This is a genomic window from uncultured Erythrobacter sp. (assembly GCF_947492365.1).
In the GTDB taxonomy this organism is placed as follows: domain Bacteria; phylum Pseudomonadota; class Alphaproteobacteria; order Sphingomonadales; family Sphingomonadaceae; genus Erythrobacter.
In genome coordinates, this window is record NZ_CANLMB010000001.1 from 1,707,916 (window position 1) to 1,727,622 (window position 19,707).

Sequence of the window (19,707 nt, forward strand, 5' to 3'; positions counted from 1 at the left end):
GGTGTCGCTGCGGCTTAAAGGCCGAGGATCATCTTGGTGATGATGTTGCGCTGAATCTCGTTCGATCCGCCATAGATCGAAGTTTTGCGCATGTTGAAATAGGTCGCGGCGGCGTGCTGCGCGTATTCGGGCCCGACCGGATATTCGTTCGATCCGGCATCCGCGATGCTGCCATACATCGGCGAGCCATAGCTGCCGACCGCTTCCAAAGTCAGTTCGGTCAGGCGCTGCTGGATTTCGGTGCCCTTGATCTTGAGGATCGAGCTTTCCGGCCCCGGCCCCTTGCCCGCCTGCTCACCGGCAAGCGTGCGCAATTCGGTGATTTCCAGCGCGTTGAGATCGATCTCCAGCTGGCTGACTTTGCGCGCAAAATCGAAGTCGCTCATCAGCGGTTCGCCGTCGAGGGTTTCCTTGCCCGCGATCTCGCGCAGCTTTTCAACGCCGCGTTTGGAGCGAGCCACGCCTGCAATCCCGCTGCGCTCATGCGCGAGCAGGAATTTGGCGTAGGTCCAGCCCTTGTTCTCTTCGCCCACAAGGTTTTCAACCGGCACGCGCACATCGGTGAGCCATGTCTCGTTGACCTCATGCCCGCCATCGATCAGCTTGATCGGGCGCACTTCAACGCCCGGCGTTTTCATATCGACGAGGATGAAGCTGATCCCCTCCTGCGGCTTTGCAGCTTCGGGATCGGTGCGGCACAGGAAGAAACCCCAATCGGCATATTGCGCGAGCGTGGTCCAGGTCTTCTGCCCGTTGATGACGTAATGATCGCCATCGCGAACCGCAGTGGTCTTAAGGCTTGCGAGGTCCGAACCCGCGCCCGGCTCCGAATAGCCCTGACACCACCAGACATTGCCCGAACGGATGCCGGGCAGGTGCTGCGCTTTCTGCTCTTCATTGCCGAAAGTGTAGATCACCGGCCCCACCATCGACACGCCAAAGGGCAGCGGCATCAGCGCGTTCACCCGCGCGTTTTCCTCTGACCAGATGTAGCGCTGCGTCGGGCTCCAGCCGGTGCCGCCATAGGCTTCGGGCCATGCCGGAACCGACCAGCCCTTCTCTCCCAGCACTTTGTGCCAAGCGACAAAGTCTTCCGGCGCGAGGTCTTCGCGCAGGCCCATATCGCCCAGATGTTTGGGATAATTCGCTTCGATGAAGGCGCGTACCTCGTCGCGGAACGCCACTTCTTCTGGGGTGAAATCAAGATTCATGCGATCACTCTCCGTCGAATTCTAACTGTTGAGAGCCACTCTGCCACGAGCGGGCGCGCGCTGAAAGCCCCATTTCAAATTGAAACGGGTCGATCCTGCGAAAAACCGCGAGGCCCGCTTACTGGTTCCCGCTGTCGACCGCGTTTGCCGTAGCGACAATCGAGAATGCGGTGCTGGACAGCAGCGTGAGAAAACGCTCCAGCTCGACCCCGGGGGCTGTGGAAATGTAGAGCACATCGCCGTCCTGCATCCGAAAATCCTGCATCGCAAACAAGCTCTGCGCGTCGGTCATGCGCAGCGAATAGACCACCGGAACGCGGCCATCGGCGGTTGTCTGAGCGCCTGCTTCCAATAGCGGATCAACCGCCCCGCGCGGCTCCATGCGGAAGACGAAAACGCCCTTCACATCGGCGCGGCGATCATTGAGCCCGCCTACGCGCCCGAGCGCTTCGGCAAGGCTGATCCCTGCCCCTTCAAACGGCACTTCGGCAGAGCGCGCAACCGCTCCCAAAGCAACGAAGCTGAAGGGCTGGTGCTGGAGCGTGATGACATCGCCGGCGCGCAGGCCGATATTCTGGCGCGGATCGGCGATCACCTGTTCCAGCGGCATGGCGGTGAGCGTGCTGCCACGCGCCAGCTGGATGGTGGATTGCCCGATCGGCTCGCGCGTCCCGCCTGCGCTGGCCAGAGCATCGAGCAGCCGCTCGCCGCGCGCGGAAAGCACCACCCGCCCGCTGGTCGCGACATTGCCGAGCACGGTCACAGTGCGGCTCTCATTCTGCACCAGCCGCACCAGCGCCTGAGGGTTGTTCGCACGGCCATTGAGGCGCGAGGCGATGATTGCCTCGATCTGTTCGGGGCGCAGACCGGCCACGTCGATCCGCCCCACGAAAGGCACCGTGACCCGGCCATCCTCGCCCACTTGCTGCTGCGGGATTTCGGCGGTGGAAGCGACGTCGAGGCTCGCATCAGGAGCACCTGTGCCGAAAAGGACCGCAGGCGGCGCCTCCCAGATCGCGATATCGAGCACGTCACCCGGACCCACCACAGTCGCCGACGTCGCGCTTTCACCGAACACTTCGGCGAAGCTGGTCGAGGCGCTGTGGGCGTTGAGCTGGCTGGCCACACCCGGCCCCAGCTCGATCACCTGAATGCCGGTATCCGCGTAGCTCTGGTCTGAGGCGTCCAGAATGCGCCCGGTCGACGGCCCGGTTCCGCCAAAGCTCGAACAGGCACCCAGCGCCAGCGCGCCCAGCCCCATCGCGGCCAGCCGGAAGGCGCGTTCAAACCGTGGTGCATCTCGCATGGGATTATTCCTGTTGGACCGCATCTCTAGAGGAACCGGTCATAGACGGTTTTGAGACGGTCGCGGTAGATTTCGGGGGTGAACTTTGCCGCTTGCTTCTCACCTGCCGCCACATGTTGCGCACGCAGATCAGCATCGGCGTCCATCGCTCGGATCGCCTGCGTGATCGCCTGCGTGTCGTAGGGATCAACCACAAGGGCCGCATCGCCCGCGACTTCGGGCAGAGAGGACGTGTTGGAGCAGATCACCGGCGTGCCCAGCAACATCGCCTCCAGCACCGGCAGGCCGAACCCCTCGTAGAGCGAGGGGAACAGTGCGCCTTTCGCGCCCCGGATCAGGCTCACCAGCAACGGGAAGGACGCATAAGGCATCTGGATCACGCGTTTGCGCGCCCCGCGCCGCCGTTCCAGACCACCATAGAAGCTGCCCGTATCGCCGAGGAGCTTCAGCTCCTGATCCGCCTTCCACGCCTGCGCGCCGACGATCACAAGCGGCGTATCGACCTGCGAGGAAAGGTAAGCCTCGATGATCCGCCCGATATTCTTCTTCGGCTCCAGCGATCCCCAGAACAGGAAATATCCCTTGTAATCAAAGCCCGTCAGCCCTTCGACTTCACGCGCGACCTGATCCTCGCTTTTGTCGCGATATTTCGCCGGAATATCGACCGATTGATAGGTGTTGGTGATCCGCTCCGGCGCGATCCCGACCAGGTCGACCAGATCGCGCTTTGAATTCTCCGACACGGTAACGAAATGCGCTGCGCTTTTGTCGAGCCGTTTGAGTAGCTTGAGATAGCGCCGCTTGTGATCGAGCGTGGAGTAAGGGAGCCGCAGCGGCACCAGATCGTGCAAGGTGTAGAGGTTCGGACGCCCCTTCACATGCAGCGGGATCGGATAGGTCCAGTGCGCAAGATCGGGCTTTTCGGGCAGCCGGATCTTCGACGGCCGCCCCCACAGATTGAAGGCACTGCGGGCGCGGCTGAACAGGTCGGTCGAATTGAACAGCCGGTCAAATCGCGGCAGGCGCGATTCAAAAGTGCGGGTGATGACGCGGCCTGTCACCGGGATTTCCTTGGCGCGGAAGGTCAGCGGGCCGTGGACCGCCTGCTGCGCCTGATCGAAGATCTTGAGCAGCCGTCCGCGCTCATCAACCCCGGTATCGAAGAAATAGATTTCGCGCAGAAATTCGTCGCGCGTCATTCCGGCGCGGTTGCCATAGAGCACGTCGATCTGATGCCCGAGATTTCCGATCTCGTAGCTCAGATTGCGCGCATAGGTGGCCACGCCGGTGCCCTTCTCCAGCCCGAGATTGTATCCGTCGATCAGAATTCTGGGCATCGCAGGCTCGCCTCAATCCTTGTGGATGATGATGCCAAACGACGTGACGAGATATTGCTCGATTTGAAGTTTGAGGTGTTCGTTCGAACTGTAGGGCGGCACATCGACATGCAGGTCGAGCGGTTTCTGGCCGAGATTCCAGTTGAACTCGATCCGGCAGCCTTTTGACTTGAGACGTTTTTCCAGCATCTCGAAATCGCGCCTGCGGAACAGGACGGTGCTGGCATTGTCGACCGTATCGTCATTGGACGAGCAATTGAACTCGGTGGTGTGGATCGCCAGCCCGCCGGGCTTCAGACACTTGACCGAATTGACCACGAATTCGAGCCCCTTAGCGATAGAGCCCAGATGCTCGAACGCGCAGGCTGACCAAACGAAGTCGAACTGTCCGGTCAGATCGCGGTCGATCTTGTTCATATCCATGAAACGGAAATCGACGAGGCGTTCGAATTCTTCCGGATCGCAGATTTTGCGTTCGTTCAATTGCTGTTTGGAAATGGCATGCTGATCGGTGTCGATCCAGCCGGCGCTTTTGGCCCGCTCTGGCGCGAGGTCAGTCCCCAGCACCTTCACCCCGTTATGCGCGAGCATCGCCGCCATCGGCTCGTTCCCGACGCCAAAGCCGAGCGCGTGACGACCTTCCTCGATCATTTCGTTTATGTGGAGCGCCTGCATGATATAGCAATATTCCCACTGCTTGCGATGCATGCGCGGGTCTTCGCGGATTTGCGCACACCAGTGGCTGTAATGCGGCTCTTCCAGCTGAGCCTGCGTGCAGGCCTGAGAAACCGGCTCCCACAGATCGGGCTCCGGCATGGAATAGTCCGACAATGGCAGCAAAGCGGCGGCGTCGGGCTTCGCCTCTTCCACCGCCGCCTCCACAGCTTCTTCCTGTCGCCATTTGCTGAAAAGTGATTTGATCATTCGTGCGCCTCTAAGAAGGAATATCCAGTGCCTATGCAGTTGAAACTTGGAGTTCTTGCCAGCCGGGCGGCGGTTTCCACCCAATCAACTCCTTGAAGTCAGCATAGGCCACTTCAAAATCGTCATATTGTTCGAGCTTGCCGTCATGCAGCACGCCCCAGCGATTGCAGTTGTCGCGGACGTAGGCCGCATCATGCGAGATGATGATCATCGCCCTGTCGCCGCGTTTTTCGAACAGCTCGTAATTGCAACGGTCGTGAAAGCGCGCATCGCCAACCGCGCTGATCTCGTCGATCAGGAAGCAGTCGAACTCGATAATCATCGAAATCGCAAAGGCCAGCCGCGCGCGCATGCCGGATGAGTAATTGCTGACCGGTTCGCGCAAGTATGGGCCAAGCTCGGCGAACTCCTCGACAAAGGCGAGGTTGCGGCCAAAATCCTGATCGTAAATGCGCGAGATGAAGCGGATATTGTCGAGGCCCGTCAGTTGGTGCTGGAACGCTCCGCCAAATGCGAGCGGCCATGACACCGACATGCCGCGTTCGATTGTGCCGCCGGTGGGCTTTTCCGCGCCGCTGATCAGCCGCGCCATGGTCGATTTGCCTGCCCCGTTGCGCCCCAGAATGCCCAGCCGCTCGCCTCTATCGAGGTCGAAGCTGATCCGGTCGAGCACCAGATTCTCGCCAAAGCGGGTCGGGTAAATCTTGGTAAGGTCGCGCACGCGGATCATTCGGGCACCACCCTGCGCGAGGCATAGCGCAAGATTATGAGCGCGATGACGCTGAGCGCGAGGTTGAACGGGATCAGATAACCGAGGTCATAGACCGCCCTTGCCCCTGCTCCGAAGAAGCCCTCGCGTACCATCTCGACCCCGTGAACAATCGGGATCCACAGCACGATGTCCTGCGCGAATTGCGGCAAGGCAGCGACCAGAAAGGCCGCGCCGGACAGCGGGAAGAGCAGATAGGAGAACGGGTGCCAAAGCTTGTCGACCAGATCGCTCATATAGGACAGCGCCCCTAGCGCGATAGCAAGCGCGCAGCCGAACCATGCGATCAGCAACCAGCCTGCGGCAACGGTGAGAATGTCAGCGGGCGGCGCCATCTGCTCGGCGGCGATCAGCACCAACGCCAGCGTCGAGAAGGAAATGGTCGCCCCGCCAAACTCCAGCAGCAGCCGCGCGGCGTAGATATCCATCACCTTGATATTGCGGTGATACATCAGCGCCAGATTGGCCTGCAAGGCGCCTATGCATCGCCCCGGCATGTTGCGCCACAGCAGCACGCTGGAATATCCAGTTAGCGCGAAGGCGACGATCGGCAGGTCGCTGCCATGGACCGACTTAGTCGCAGTCCACAGGATCGTGACGCCGACAGTGAACAGCATCGGTTCGGCAAACAGCCACATGAAACCGATATTGTGCCGCCCGAAACGGGTGAGAATCTCGCGTCGGAGCAGCGCGCCGATAACCCGGCGCTGCACCCGGAAACTGTCCGCGAAACTCGCAGAAGCAGGCGGGTGTGACGCCATCAGTCCTGATGCTCGCGCACACCGATGGCCAGCATGTAGAGCACGCCCCATGCAAGCAGGCCGAGGATAAAGGTCGCGATGATCGAACGGATGCGGCGCGGCTCGACCGGATAATCCGGTAGGCTGGGAGCGGAGATTTGCTCCAGATAAGCTTGCTGACGGCGGGCCTCGGCGCGCGCTTCCTGCAGCGATGCGCGGGTCGCAGCGAGCTGGCTTTCGGCGAAGGCGGCGTTGACCTCCAGCTCCTGATACTGCGCGATCGAGCTGGCGAGCGATGCGCGCCCGCCGGTCAGCTCGCTGCGCGCATTGGCGATCTGCGATTGCAGCTCGTTCACCTGCGTTTGCAGGAACGGGATTTGCGAGGCCTGCGGAGTGTAAGTCCGCAATTGCCGCAGCCGCGTCTGCGCCGCGATCAGCTCGTCCTGCAATTTCGAGATCATTTGCAGGCCAACCTCAGATTGCTGCTCGGGATCAACAATGCCGCTGGTGTCGCGGAAATTGGCGAGTTCGAGCGAGGCAAGGCGCGCAGCGTCGGCGGCGGCTTCAACCTCGCCCTCGGCAATTGCGATCAGATCCGCTTGCGCACGACCGGCTAAGCTGTTCACCAGCGCTTCGGACTGGGCGACCAGCCGCTGGTTGATCTGCTGCGCCTCAGCGGGGTCAAAGGCGCTGACGCGGATGGTCAGAACCTTGGTCGTGGCCCCTTCATCAACGTCGAGCTGCTCGGAGAAATAGCTGTAAAACTCCTCGTCGCTCGACCCCCACAGCGAACCGAAGCGGTCCAGCCAGAAAATGTCATCCCGCCCATAGGCACCGGTGAAAAAGCCGTCGCTATTGCCCTCATCGATCGCCTGACGCGAGCGGAGATAGGCGACCACAGTGCTGTTGCCTTCGCTCGGCTGGCCAAATCCGGTCTGGCCCAGCGCGGCGTCAAGAACCGAGGGCGCGGCCTGATCCGGATTGCGCACCACAATGCGCGATTCCGAAATATACACGTCCTGCGCGAGCAAACCGAAATAGAGCACGGCCAGCGCGGTCGGGATGATCACTGTCACCCAGACCAGCGGATTGAGGATTTTGAGACGTTTGGTCATGCCGCCAAACTGGTTTCACATGCGCCGCGAGTTTTCAAGCGGGACGGCGCAATCGCAAGCTCGACCGCCTCGAAATGGCTATCCCAGTCGGGCGCATCGAACCGAGCAGCGCGCGCGGCTCTATCGGCCATGGAAACCGGCGTCTTGGCATGGGCGGCGACCGCCTCGATCCACGCTTGCTTGTCCGTCGGGCCTAGCAACAAGGGCATACCTTGCCCGATCTCGCGGAAAATTGGCGTGTCGCTGGCGATCACCGGGGTGCCCATCTGCAAAGCTTCGACCAGCGGTAGGCCGAAGCCTTCGGACAGGCTCGGAAACAGCAAAGCGGAGGCGTTGCGCATCAATTCGGCAAGCTCTTGATCGGTGCAGCTGTCATGCAGCTCGACATAGGGAGCGATTTCGGGTGCGCGCATCGGGGCGAGCAACTTGCCTGTCATCGGTCCCTTTTGCCCGACAACCACGAGCTTGGGCGTCTTTGCACCCATCTTCGCGGCAAGTTCGCGCCAGATATCAAACAGCAAAGCATGGTTCTTGCGCGGCTCGATAGTGCCAACGCAGAGGAAGTGGGGTTTCGCGGGCGGGCATAGCTCGGCCTGAAACGTCTCGCCTGCAATCGGTGATATCACCAGCGCGGCGAGCGTAAGCCCCTGCTCTGCGGCAAAGCGCCGAAGGTCATCGGCAACGTGGTGCGAGCTGACAATAATCCGATCAGCCTGCTGCAACGCCGCACGCGCCCTCTTGCGGTTGCGATTGGTGGCGATGGGACGCGACAGATCGGGATCGCGGATCGGGATCAGATCATGGATAAACACAGCCGAGCGGAGACCATTGTTCGCGATCCAGTCCCAATGCGCCTTCAGATCGAAATCGGTGTGGCTGACATTGAGATAGGTGAGGCCCGACAACTCCACCGCCGGCTTGCGCCCGGCGATGAGGCGCGGCGTCAAACGGGCGAACTTCCCGCGAAAACCCGCCGAAGGTGCGAGCAGCATGCCAAACAGCCGCTCGGACAATTCATGGTCAAGCACGCGGATCACTCCGCGCAGCTGCACCACCGCGAGCGCTCGGTGGCGGAAATGCTTGAGATAGGCGTAGCACACCCGGTCGATCCCGGTGGAGCGCCTGCCGGTCCAGCTGCGCCCGATCAGCCGAGTCACATCAAGCAAAACGGGGCGAACAGTGTCACGCATCGGCATAGGCCCCGCCGATGGCGGTCACATGGGTGCCAATCTGCGCTTCGGCGAGCGCATGGGTGCGCGGATCGTCGACGTCGATCCACCAATTGCCGGACATATCCAGAGTGCCCGCTCGGCCCTGATCCGCAAGCTCCTGCATCCCGTCCGAAAGACTGCCCGACTTACCCTTGGCGATAGCCTGTTCGATCGCGCGCACAAGGCCTTGATCGGCAAGGAACGCGCCGCAATCCACCGCGTCGAAGTCGGTGATGTGCTTGCCGATTTGCGCGATGGAGCCGCCCTTGCGCCGCTTTACCCAGGTCGCGTCATCGGGATCGACCAGCGGGTTGTCCGGCGCGTCAATCGCCAGCACCGCGTTCATTTCACCCAGCTCTTGCTGCGCAAACTGAGCCAGAAGCCCGTCGCCAAAGATATGGTCAGCCATCATCAGCAGGAAAGGGCCGTCCAGACCCTGCGCGCCAGCGATCACCGAGTAGCCATTGGGCTTCGACCAGTCCTCAACCCGCCGCGCCTCTACCGCGGCACCCGTGCGCCGGGCAATCGCGTCAAGCTCCTGCTCGACCCGCTGCGCCTCGTGGCCGGTCACAACCACGACCCGCTGCACGCCCGCAGCGGCGGCCTGCTGCACGGCGATCTCGATCAGCGATACACCCAGCACACACGCCAAAGGCTTCGAACTCGAAAGCTCTGTCAGACGGCTACCGAAACCGGCAGCTAAGATGATCGCTATCTGGGCCAAACCAGCCGTCTATCAGTCCCTTAGATTAGCGCTATTCAGCGGCGCAGGAAAACGCGCCATATTGCGAGACGAGCAGCCTTGCCGCCTGCTCTTCGGGCATTTGCACGGGCGGATGTTTGCAATAATAGGCCGAGGGCGCGGTCAAGGCCCCTGCCTCACCGCGCTCCATCGCAAGTTTGCAATAGCGGATCGCATCGACGACGCAGGCTGCGGCATTGGGGCTGTCCTCTACCGACAGGCGCATTTCAAGATTCATCGGAACACCGCCGAATTGCTGGCCTTCGATGCGCAGGAAACAAATCTTGTTGTCCTTTTGCCACGGAACATATTCTGACGGCCCGATCACAATATCGCTGTCAGCGAGCTTCTCATAGAGCGCGCTTTGCACCGCCTGCGTTTTGGAATCGCGCTTTGAATTGATCCTGCCGCGATCCATCATGTTCATGAAATCGGTGTTGCCGCCGGTGTTCAGCTGATAGGTGTGATCGATACCGACCCCGCGCGCATCGAAGAGCTGGCTGAGCATCCGGTGCACAATCGTTGCGCCGATCTGGGCCTTGATATCGTCGCCAACAATCGGGAGGCCTTTGCTGCGAAAGCGCGCCTCCCACATAGGATCGCTGGCGATGAAGACGGGGATCGAATTGACCACCGCAACACCCGCTTCAAGAGCGCACTCCATGTAGAATTCGCTCGCCTTTTGCGAACCGACGGGAAGGAAGTTGACCATTACATCGACGCGCGCATGGCGCAGCGCGCTGATGATCGCCGCCGCGCTCGCTTCATGTGCATCGCTGAGCTGAAAGCCGCGCTCTCCGGCCTCGATCATATGGTCAGCCACGCCATCAAGCGCGCGCCCCATGATCACCGGAGCACCGGTTTTCGGAAGATCGGGCATGAACTGGGTGGTGTTGTTCGGCGCAGCGAAGATTGCCTCGCTTACATCCAATCCGACCTTGCGCCGGTCGACATCAACGCCCAGCGCAATCTCGATATCGCTGACCGCATAGTCGCCGATGATCTCTTGTATCAGGCCCGCAGGCGAAGGCGTCTGACGATACCGGGCGATTCCCTGAACCAGCGAGCTGGCGCAATTGCCCAGGCCAATGATTGCAACCCTGATTGGCCTCATAGCAGCGTGTCCCGAAGCAGCATCCAACGTATCCCACGTCCCCTTTCCCCGCAACGAAATGCGGGTATCCGGCTGCCTCCTCCCACGATCAAACCGAATGCGAAACCAGAGATCACAATTGCGCGAGAATCAGGGGCGGTTCAAGTGACAAACCTGATGCTCGCGGCGTTCGCCTTGGATTCTGCACGGCCTACAGGGGATTCCGATTGCCCCGCGCGGTTTTGGCCGTAAGCCTTGCGCCTGCCTATAAGCGCCTGTCATTCGAGATCTGCGCCGCGCGACATGGCCTGCGCGGCCCGACAGGAAAGGTCCAGCAATCGCCACTATCTGCATAGATTGCCGTTATATCGGACCGCAGCCGAGCGGGATTGGTGAGCTTGTTCGCGGCCTGATCGACCACCTGCCCGCGCTCGCGCCCGACCTGCACTTTCGTCTGCTGAAGAACGCGCAACTTCGTGACGCGTTGAGCGCGGCTGACAATGTGAGCGAAGTCGCGGTTTCAGCAGGTGCGAACAGCCCGCTTTCGATGTGGGCACTGCCCGAATTGGCGCCGCTGCATGGCTGCGAACTGTTCCACTCACCCTCCAACATTCTGCCCGCGCGCATTCCCGCCCCTGGCATCACGACGATCCATGACATCATGTGGCTGACCAATCCCGAATGGTGCGATGCCACTCCCTATGGCCCTCTCAAGCGGTGGTTTTTCCAGCACGGGATCAGGCGAGCGCTGGAGCAATCGCGCCATATCGCCTGTGTGAGCGAAGCGACGCGCACTGAGATCCTTGAGCATTTTCCGCAACTGGAACAGCGCCTTAGCGTGACACGCTCGGGTATGGCTGATCGCTTTGCCCGCGCTGCGCCCGCCCCCGAAGCGCTGAAGCGATTGGGGATCGAGCCGGGTGCGCGCTTTGTCCTCGTGGTCGGACAGTTCGCACCGTACAAGAACCATGAGGGCGCGCTGGCCGCTTTTGCAGAGGCGCTTGGCGGAGATGATCGCGCGCGGTTGGTGCTGGTGCAGCGGCGCGGACCAGATGCAGCCCCTCTTGAAGCGTTGGGCAAGCGGCTCGGGATCGGCTCGCAATTGCGTTTCACCGGTCCAGTGAGCGAGGCCGACTTGATCCAGCTCTATTCACAGGCCGAGATGCTGCTGCATCCCTCATTGTGCGAAGGGTTCGGCAATCCGATTGTCGAAGCAATGGCCTGCGGCTGCCCCGTCATCACCAGCGATTGCAGCGCGATGCCTGAAGTCGCCGGCGGGGCCGCGCGGCTGGTCGATCCGCGCGCGACTGGCGAGATTGCCGAGGCGATTGGCGAGGTCTGGCACGACGAAACCGCGCGCGGAGCGATGCGCGAAGCCGGTCTGGCGCGGGCGAAGGCGCTGAACTGGAAGGATTTCGCCAAGGCCAATCTGGCGATCTATCGCGCGCAGCTTGAAGAGACCGCAGAATGATAGGCGCACCCCTCGTCTTTGAAAGCGAAGCGGTCGCTCTGCATCTGGTCGCGGGCATCCCCTGCGCGGCGCGCGGCGTGATCGAACTGACGGCGCGCGGGGCCATTGCCGATGATGCGCATGTGGTGCTTGCAGCAGCGGGAGGGTGGCCGCACGCGGCTTCGCTCGAGGCCGAATTTGAGCGGGTGGCTCCGAACATCGCGGTGGAGTTTGCGCCCCTTGAAGCGGTCACAGCGGATAAGGTTTTCGACGGCGTTGCGGCCGTGGCAGGCGATCAGAAACAGCGTCCCATTTCCATCACCGACCTGCCTCACCGCACAGCAAGCGAAACCCGCGCAGTACTGGCGGCAGCGGGCAGACGGATAATCGCAGGCACGGGCAAGGCGACCGACGGGCTCGTGTCGCAGTGGATCAACCGTCCGATCTCGCGGTTCCTGTCCTTCCACTGCCTCAAGTTAGGCTGGATGCGGCCGCTCCACGCGACTGTCGCCGCCGCTCTGTTTGGCTTGGCGATGGCTGTGTGCCTGTTCTGTGGCGGTCAGGGCGGATTGATCGCAGGCGCGATCCTCTACCAGATTGCCTCGATCGTGGATGGCGTGGACGGCGAAGTTGCGCGCGCGACATTGCGCAGCTCGAAATGGGGAGCAACGCTCGACACAGCGAGCGATGCGCTAACCAATTTCGCCTTTATCTCAGGTGTTTGCTTCAACATCTGGCAACAGGGCGAACAGACAGCTGCGCTTGCGGGGCTGGTAGGATTGGCCAGTTTGATGATCGGGCTCGCGGTGTTCGGAGCGCAATCGCTGCGCGCAGGCGGTCCGCTGCGTGTGGATACGATCAAGCAGGATGCACAGGCTAGCGGATCGCGCCTGTTCAAGGCGGCTGCAAAACTGGCCTCGCGCGATGTCTATGCGTTGCTGCTGGTTGCGCTGATTGTGATCGGGCTTGCCGGGCCAGCGATGATCTTCTTTGGCGCCGCTGCAACCATCTGGTTGGTAGCAATCACCATCATGCTCGCCCGCAAGCTCTCTAGCCCCTGAGGGCCTACCCGAAGAACTCGGCGTGCACCTCGTCGAAGGGGCGCAACTGGTGATCCATGGGGCGGCTGGCCATCATCATCTCCATTTCGTCGCCCTCGGTCAGGAAACCGGCGGCAAGCCCAGCGAAGTCGATCAGCTCGGCAGCGACCGGTTCAGGTTTAGCCTGCTTGTCCGCACCCTCATCGTCGATGGCAGACACGAAGGTCACGCTGTCGGTGGCGTTTGCGCTCTGCGAGCTGCTGGAGAACCAGCTGCCGAACGTGCTGTCATCATAGCCGTTGGAGGTGAGGTAATCACGCACCTGCTGCTCGGACTGGTAATTAGCATAGCGGATATTGCCGTCCGCATGCATCAGCGCGCGCAGGTAAGCGGTACCGTCGGTCAGCGAGAAATAGACTTCCCACACGCCGTCACCGTCATAGTCATCCGCGCCCAGCACACCGTTGATATTGTTGATCTGGAGATCGTTCTGGAACCGGCGCTGACTGTCAAAGTCGCTGCCTGCAACCACGTCGCCGCTTTCCACCAGCGGATCGATATAGATGCCAACAACGCGCGTCTCGCCCGCCCAGCTGTGATCGTCGAAATAGACAAGGCCATCGGGGCCGGTCGCAACGGTTGCAAAGCGGCCGATTGCTCCGTTGACGAGCACTTGGTCGGCATCGCCATCGCCGTTGATGTCGATGCTGCCAATATGCCGCCACGACCCGTCGCCGCCCAGATCGTTGCCGTCAAAGTCGCGGATCAACTCCATCGCCGCAGCATAGTCGGCTGGATCGCCGCTGGAGAAGTTGACGCTGACGCCGGTGCCGGGAAGCAGGCGGAGCATCTGGTCGTCAAACTGCGCAAACTCGATCGCGGTCAGAGTATCAACGCCGTCGGGGCCTGAAATCTGGAACACCCCGGTCGAGGTCTGAGTGACCGTGTAGTCGGCCATGTTGCCAGAGAACACCGCCGTGTCGACGTTGCTGCCGCCGTCGAGCGCATCGTTGCCGAGGCCGCCGGTGAGGATGTTGGCGACGCCGTTCCCGATCAACTCGTCAGCGCCGCTGCCGCCAATCGCGTTCTCGATGACAGTGCCGCGCGCAATGCTCATATTGCCGGTGCTGCCGCCAACATTGGAGAATGCCTCGGCATTGAGGTTGATCCTCTGGGCGGCGGAGAAGGTCGAATAGTTGAGCGTATCGATCCCGCCATTGTCGATGATAACGAAGGCCAGCAGATTGCCCTGGCTGTTGGTCGCCTCATCCCCGACACCATAGGTCAGACGGCCCGTATCATTGCCGACACCATAAGTGTTGTCGCCCGTGCGGGTGGTCGTCACCGCGCCATAGGCCAGCTCAATCGCAACAATATCGGCGATCATCGGAGTGACCGCAAAGACGCGGCTAAAGCCTTGATCGGCGAAGAAGGTGTTCGCGCTCTGGCTGAAATAGCTCATCACCGTCGTGGCCCAGCTATCGTTTAGATAGAGCGCGTCCTGATTGTAGCTCGCATCGCCATTGTAATTGCCGCCATGGCGCAGGCCGAGTGCGTGACCGATCTCGTGAATATAGGTCTGGAAGGAATAGCTATCGAGCGTGGTGCCCTGCGTAGTGAGCCAGTCAGTCGAGACATTCACTGTCGCGCTGGTGATGAAATTGCCCGAACGCTGCGAGGTTGCAAAGGCGCCTTCCTCGGTGTCCTGGAAGGTGATCTGCGCTGAACCGGTTACTTCCTGAAAGATGATCCCGGTCACATCGGTCCAGAGCGCCAGCGATTCACGCGCGAGCAATTGGCCAACCGCATTCAGGGTCGTGATATTGACCGTGATAGTATCGCCTTCGCCCGCGTCAAAACGGCGCAAATTCGCAACATTGCCGTCCGAGCCGTAGAGCAGCTGCGAGGCGATTTCGTCGTTGGAATATTCGCGCAGAGGCTCTCCGATAACCGCAGTTACCTGATAGTCGCCCTGCTCCCCGTCAGCCCAGCCACCTACATCGAGATAGTAGGTGCCGCTCTCGCTGGCGGTGAAACGAATGCCCGAATAGGTGCCCGAGCTGTCGTCATTATAGGCAACCACATCGCCCGACGCGGTACGCAGGGTTAGCGTGGTGTCGACATCGTTGCTGCCGCCCGTCGCCGAGGTGGTGAATTCGTAAATCTCGCCCGCCTGCAAAGTGACTTCGTACCAGTCGCGGTCCCCGGTTTGGTCGAGCTGCCCCGCGGTCGGGTTGGCGGCGTCGATCGTCAGGCTCGCCGTCGTTGTCGCGTCACCTGCCACCGCGTCATCCACCGGACGCGAGCTGGAGATCACATAGCGCCCTGTCGACGTCGAAAAGCCGCTGACGTCGAGGAAGTAATCACCCGCCGTGGTCGCGGTGAAGGTAATCTCGGAATAGAGCAGCCGCGCATTGGTGTTGGCATCATCATTCGATGCGATCGCGTTGCCGTCAGCATCGCGCAGCGTCAGCACACTGTCGCGTAGGCCCAGCAGATAGGTCGAGAATGTGTAGGTTTCGCCCGCTTCCAGCGTGATGCGGAACCAGTCGTGGTCGCCGGCTGTGTCGATCTCGTCGATGAGAAATCCGCCGGGAGTGATCGACTGGGTCGTCGCAGTTGTTGCCGCCGTATCTTCGGCTTCCGCGCCGCTGCCGATTACCGCTGTGAAACCACCAGCTTTTTCAGCGTAATCGCTGCCATGGCAGGCCAGGCAGGCGCATGAGTGTGTATGGACCGCGTTCTTGAGAACGTCTTCGATGGCGATCACGCTATCGATACGGTCATTAGCCGGAGCCCAATTGTCGAAGTTGGCGGCGGATTGAGGGTCTCTAAACACGGGCAGTCACTCTCTAGTTTGGCCGATTAGGGTCAGCTCTGGTTGGTCTGTATTTTCATAGCTTGTGCAACCGCTTGGGCAAGCTGCTCCACATCGCCGCGATTTAGCGCGCGGTCCATCACATCGATAGATACGCTGGGATAGGGGGTTACGGATGCACCTTTTTCATCTGCGACATAGGCATCGATGGTGCCATTCATACGAATATCGAGCGAAATCGACAAGTTGGCGCTGTCCGCCCCATCTCCAAGCGCGCTGGAGAGGCTCTGCTGAAACAGCGCGCAAACCTCCTCTGAGGTCGTGTCCGAGCCGAGATATTGCGCGCCCTGAACCTCACATTCCTGCACGGCAGGACCAGTCATGCAGGCCGCTTGCAATGACGCTGCAAGAACCGAGGTGGGAACCGAAAATAGCTCTATGCCGCGCATGACGGGCAACCATATCCTTTTGTCGAGGCCCGAATGCTAGTGTCCGGGCCGTTACCAAGTGCGGTCTGCATTTGGTTAACCCGTGCGTTTTAGCCCGTTTCGCACCGATCAGGAAAGCCAGTGCCGCCCGTTCTGTGCACGCATCATCGGAAAAAAGCGCTTACCAGCGCCATCCGAACAACTCCGCTTTCAAGTTTCCAAAGCGGGGAATCTGATCCTGCGTGGCCCTATCGTTCCTGCATCGAATCCGAAACGGTGCGCAGTATCGGCTTGGTCAGATAGGCCCAGACGGTCGATTTTCCGGTCAGGATTTCCGCTGTCGCAGTCATGCCGGGCTGGAGGCTGATAAGCTCACGACCGGGCACTTCGCGCATGCTGGCCGTATCGACTTCCAGATTGACGCGGTAATAGGTGTCGCTTGACCCGTCTTCGGCCTGTTCAGTGATCGTGTCAGGACTGACAAAGACGACATTGCCGGTGGCCGAGCCATAGATCGCATTGTCATAGGCTTCGAAATTCACCCGTGCGCTCTGGCCGACCTTGACAAAGGCAATGTCACGCGGAGGCACGCGGGTTTCGATGATGAGCCTCTCTCCCACCGGCACGATCTGGAGCACTTCCTCGCCTGCGCGGACGACCCCGCCAATGGTCGTGAAGCGGACATTCTTGACCACGCCGTCCGTGGGCGCGCGCAGGGTCGCAGCGCGCAAGCTGTCTTCGGCGCGGGCGAGCTGCTGGCGCGAGGTAGCAAGCTCTTCCTCGGTCTGGGCAAATTCGGTCTGAAGATCGCGGATATAGTCAGAGCGCACATTCGAAATCCGCCCGCGCGTTTCCACCACGGTGCGCTGCATCCGGATAATCTCCGAGCGCGCGACATCGCCGGTTTCGAGAAGGGGTAGATTAAGATCGAGCTCTTGCTGCTGGAGGTTTGCCAGCTCGGTCAAAGTCGCCACTTCGGAGCGCAGGGCCGCGCGGCGGCGCTGGAACAATTGGCGCTGGTTCGCGGTAAATTCGGGGAAGTCGGCGAGCGATTGCGGGAATGTGAGCGCGCGGTCGAAAAGCTCTGCATTGATGCGCGCCATGCGGCTTTCCAGCGCGGCAACCTGCAAGCGTTCCTCACGCAGCCGCGCCTCGAGCTGGACCGCGTCGAGTTCGACCAGCAGCTGGCCAGCGCTGACCGTTTCGCCTTCGCGCACCGCAATTGTCGAGATCGCGCCATCCTGCTCGCTCTGCACGATCTGGACGCGGGCGAAGGGCACAACCTTACCCGGCGCGCGCGTCACCTGATCCAGCTCGGCCCAATGCGCCCAGCCAATGAAACCGACCAATAGAACCGAGATCGTGATGATGATGAGCGAGGCGGGGCGCAGGAACCGGTTCATGGTTTTTTGCCCTTGCGTATCTGGGTGGTGACGGCTCCGGGCACGCCCTGCGGAGGCCTGCCAGCGCCGCTGCGTTCGCGCATCTTACGCATGAATTCAGACGCCGGTTCGGTCCCCATAATGCGCCCCTGCGACATCACGATGACGCGGGTGAAGCGCTCGATCAGTTGCAGTTTATGCGTGGCGAGCATCAGGATGTCGTCCTTGCCCAGAGCATTCTCAAGCGCGTCGAGCGCGGCCTTCTCGCTGCCTGAATCGAGCGCCGCTGTCGGCTCGTCGAGCAGCCAGATGGTCGGCGAAAGATGGATGAGCCGGTTCAGCCCGACCAGCGCGCGCTGACCGCCCGAGAGGCCTGCTCCGCCCTCTTGCACCACAGTATCGAGCCCGCGCTGCTGCTCTGCGAACAAAGCCTCCAAGCCGGTTGCTTTCGCAGTGTTGATGAGGTCGTCATCGGCGATATGCCCCAGCCCCATCGTCAGGCTGTCGCGCAGGCTACCGCGGACAAGCCGGGCATTTTGTGAAAGGTATCCGATCTGTCGCCGCGCCACATCCTCGGCGATCTGGCCAAGGTCATAGCCGCCCACAGAAACCGAGCCGCTTTTCGGCGAATAGAGCCCCGCGAGCACTTTGAGCAAAGTCGATTTACCCGCACCCACGCCGCCAACAATCGCGACCCGCTCACCCGGCTTGATATCCAGTGCATCGACTTCGAGCGCGGGCGGCGCGTCGCCATAGGCAAAGCTCGCATTCCTGACCAAGATCGGCCCGCGAACCACCTCAGGACGAAGTCCGCCGCTCGCCGAAGTGCGCTCGACCGGATATTGCAGCAGGCTGTCGAGCGCCTTTAGAGAGGAGCGCGCATAGCCCCATTGGACGATCAGATTGGGCAGCTGCGCGATCAGCGGGCCGTTGATCCGCCCGACAATGATCGAACAGGCCAGCAGTCCGCCAGTCGTGATTTGCCCGGTCGCGGCGAGGTATGCGCCAAAGCCCATGACCGCGACATAAGTGCCTTGCTGGAGGCTGGAGAAGACCGAACCGGAGACGGCCGAGGCACGCTTCACCGGGTCTTCGTAGTGATGCACATCGCGGATCAGGCGGTTCCATCGGCTGATCATCTGCCACCCACCCAGATTGGCCTTCACCGTCTCGGACGCGTCGAGCATCTCGACCAGCATGCCGTTTTTCTGGTTCCCGGTGACTTGCGAGCGTTCCGCCCCGTTGCGGATGATCCGCGCGAGGCCCAGCGCCATCAGCAGCGCAATCGGCAGGCTGATGATCGGCACCAGCGCCAGACTACCGCCGATAAAGGCAATGACCACGATGAAGAAGATCGCAAAGGGCAAATCGGCAAAGACGAAGAGCGAGCTGGCCGACATGACCTGGCGGATTTGCTCCTGCCCCTGTATCTGCGCCGCCATCGTGCCGATCCCCTGCGGGCGCGCATCGAGGCGTATGGCCTGCGCGCGGGCGAAGAAGAACTCGGACACTTCCTTGTCGATATTCTGCGCCTCGGCCTCGATCAGGATCGCGCGCAGGCTCCGCAGCGTCAGGTCGAGAATGAGCGCGAAAAGCACACCGGCGGTGAGCACAAACAATGTCTCGAAGCTCGCCAGCGGGATTACCCGGTCATAGAGCTGCATCGCGTAAAGCGACGTCGCGAGCGTCAGGATATTGGCAAAGACAGTCGCTATCCCTGCGATCACCAGCACGCGGCTGCGCTTCTTGATCGCGCTGGCAAAGATGCCGAACGCGCTGACATCGCCTTCACGCAGCGGATCGGGGATGGTGAGCGCGAAATAGGTCTGGTCCTCGCTCCATTCGAGCGTCGCGGACCCGCCGACCAGCGCGAGCCGGTCCTCCGCGATCCATTGCAGCGCCACGGCCCATCCTTGGTCGGGATCATGGACAAGCAGCGGGAATTCATCAGGTTGCGGGCGTCCGGCGATGATATGCGGGCGCTCCCAATCGAGCGACACCCGCACCGTTTCCAGCGCTTCGACGCCCTCGCCCAGATCCATCTCGCGCAGCTCTGCATCCCACTGCGGGGCAAGCGCTGTGCGGCGAGTGCGAGCGTAAAGCTCAAGAGCGGGAAGAAGGTCGGAATGTGCCATCGCGCC

Annotated in this window: 16 protein-coding genes; 2 read left to right on the forward strand and 14 right to left on the reverse strand. The window is 61.3% G+C overall.

Annotation, left to right across the window (positions count from 1 at the left end):
- Window positions 1-14: 14 nt before the first annotated feature.
- From Q0887_RS08205 to Q0887_RS08250, 10 genes are all read right to left on the reverse strand, one after another.
- The gene (locus Q0887_RS08205; protein WP_299193884.1) at window positions 15-1,211 is read right to left on the reverse strand and encodes an acyl-CoA dehydrogenase family protein; all 1,197 of its coding nucleotides are present in this window, start codon (window positions 1,209-1,211) and stop codon (window positions 15-17) included.
- 118 nt (window positions 1,212-1,329) lie between these two features.
- A complete protein-coding gene (locus Q0887_RS08210; RefSeq protein WP_299193886.1) occupies window positions 1,330-2,517 on the reverse strand; it encodes a polysaccharide biosynthesis/export family protein in 1,188 nt (395 codons plus the stop codon).
- 26 nt (window positions 2,518-2,543) lie between these two features.
- Window positions 2,544-3,854 carry a glycosyltransferase family 1 protein gene (locus Q0887_RS08215; RefSeq protein ID WP_299193888.1) on the reverse strand — a complete coding sequence of 437 codons (1,311 nt, stop codon included), beginning with the start codon at window positions 3,852-3,854 and terminating at the stop codon, window positions 2,544-2,546.
- Window positions 3,855-3,866: 12 nt separating this feature from the next.
- On the reverse strand, window positions 3,867-4,778 hold the full coding sequence (locus tag Q0887_RS08220; RefSeq protein ID WP_299193890.1) for a methyltransferase domain-containing protein: 912 nt from the start codon (window positions 4,776-4,778) through the stop codon (window positions 3,867-3,869).
- Between the two features lie 31 nt (window positions 4,779-4,809).
- Entirely contained in the window at window positions 4,810-5,508 is a 699-nt protein-coding gene (locus Q0887_RS08225) for an ATP-binding cassette domain-containing protein (RefSeq protein ID WP_299193891.1), read from the reverse strand.
- Window positions 5,505-6,308, reverse strand: coding sequence for an ABC transporter permease (locus tag Q0887_RS08230; RefSeq protein WP_299193893.1), 804 nt, complete (start codon window positions 6,306-6,308; stop codon window positions 5,505-5,507). Before Q0887_RS08230 ends, Q0887_RS08225 begins: the two co-directional genes overlap by 4 nt.
- Window positions 6,308-7,402, reverse strand: coding sequence for a hypothetical protein (locus Q0887_RS08235; RefSeq protein ID WP_299193895.1), 1,095 nt, complete (start codon window positions 7,400-7,402; stop codon window positions 6,308-6,310). Before Q0887_RS08235 ends, Q0887_RS08230 begins: the two co-directional genes overlap by 1 nt.
- The gene (locus Q0887_RS08240; RefSeq protein ID WP_299193896.1) at window positions 7,399-8,592 is read right to left on the reverse strand and encodes a glycosyltransferase family 1 protein; all 1,194 of its coding nucleotides are present in this window, start codon (window positions 8,590-8,592) and stop codon (window positions 7,399-7,401) included. The genes Q0887_RS08235 and Q0887_RS08240 overlap by 4 nt, the downstream gene beginning before the upstream one ends.
- Window positions 8,585-9,337, reverse strand: a complete 753-nt coding sequence (locus tag Q0887_RS08245; RefSeq protein WP_299193898.1) for an NTP transferase domain-containing protein — start codon at window positions 9,335-9,337, stop codon at window positions 8,585-8,587. The genes Q0887_RS08240 and Q0887_RS08245 overlap by 8 nt, the downstream gene beginning before the upstream one ends.
- A 31-nt stretch (window positions 9,338-9,368) precedes the next feature.
- Window positions 9,369-10,469 (reverse strand): inositol-3-phosphate synthase, encoded by a 1,101-nt coding sequence (locus Q0887_RS08250; protein ID WP_299193900.1) that lies wholly within the window; start codon window positions 10,467-10,469, stop codon window positions 9,369-9,371.
- A 463-nt stretch (window positions 10,470-10,932) separates the two neighbouring features.
- Here Q0887_RS08250 and Q0887_RS08255 point away from each other — a divergent pair, with 463 nt between their 5' ends.
- Together Q0887_RS08255 and Q0887_RS08260 are read left to right on the forward strand one after the other, a co-directional pair.
- Complete coding sequence (locus tag Q0887_RS08255; protein WP_299193901.1) at window positions 10,933-11,919, forward strand: glycosyltransferase family 1 protein; 987 nt, start codon at window positions 10,933-10,935, stop codon at window positions 11,917-11,919.
- The gene (locus Q0887_RS08260) at window positions 11,916-12,959 is read left to right on the forward strand and encodes a CDP-alcohol phosphatidyltransferase family protein (protein WP_299193903.1); all 1,044 of its coding nucleotides are present in this window, start codon (window positions 11,916-11,918) and stop codon (window positions 12,957-12,959) included. The genes Q0887_RS08255 and Q0887_RS08260 overlap by 4 nt, the downstream gene beginning before the upstream one ends.
- 4 nt (window positions 12,960-12,963) lie before the next feature.
- Here Q0887_RS08260 and Q0887_RS08265 read toward each other — a convergent pair whose 3' ends face one another.
- The 4 genes from Q0887_RS08265 to Q0887_RS08280 all read right to left on the reverse strand — a co-directional run bounded on the left by Q0887_RS08265 (window position 12,964) and on the right by Q0887_RS08280 (window position 19,701).
- Window positions 12,964-15,777: a M10 family metallopeptidase C-terminal domain-containing protein gene (locus Q0887_RS08265; RefSeq protein ID WP_299193905.1), complete on the reverse strand. Its 2,814-nt coding sequence runs from the start codon at window positions 15,775-15,777 to the stop codon at window positions 12,964-12,966.
- Window positions 15,778-15,809: 32 nt separating this feature from the next.
- Window positions 15,810-16,139, reverse strand: a complete 330-nt coding sequence (locus tag Q0887_RS08270) for a hypothetical protein (protein ID WP_299193907.1) — start codon at window positions 16,137-16,139, stop codon at window positions 15,810-15,812.
- 293 nt (window positions 16,140-16,432) lie between these two features.
- The gene (locus Q0887_RS08275; RefSeq protein ID WP_299193909.1) at window positions 16,433-17,587 is read right to left on the reverse strand and encodes an HlyD family efflux transporter periplasmic adaptor subunit; all 1,155 of its coding nucleotides are present in this window, start codon (window positions 17,585-17,587) and stop codon (window positions 16,433-16,435) included.
- Window positions 17,584-19,701 carry an ATP-binding cassette domain-containing protein gene (locus Q0887_RS08280; protein ID WP_299193911.1) on the reverse strand — a complete coding sequence of 706 codons (2,118 nt, stop codon included), beginning with the start codon at window positions 19,699-19,701 and terminating at the stop codon, window positions 17,584-17,586. Before Q0887_RS08280 ends, Q0887_RS08275 begins: the two co-directional genes overlap by 4 nt.
- Window positions 19,702-19,707 lie beyond the last annotated feature (6 nt).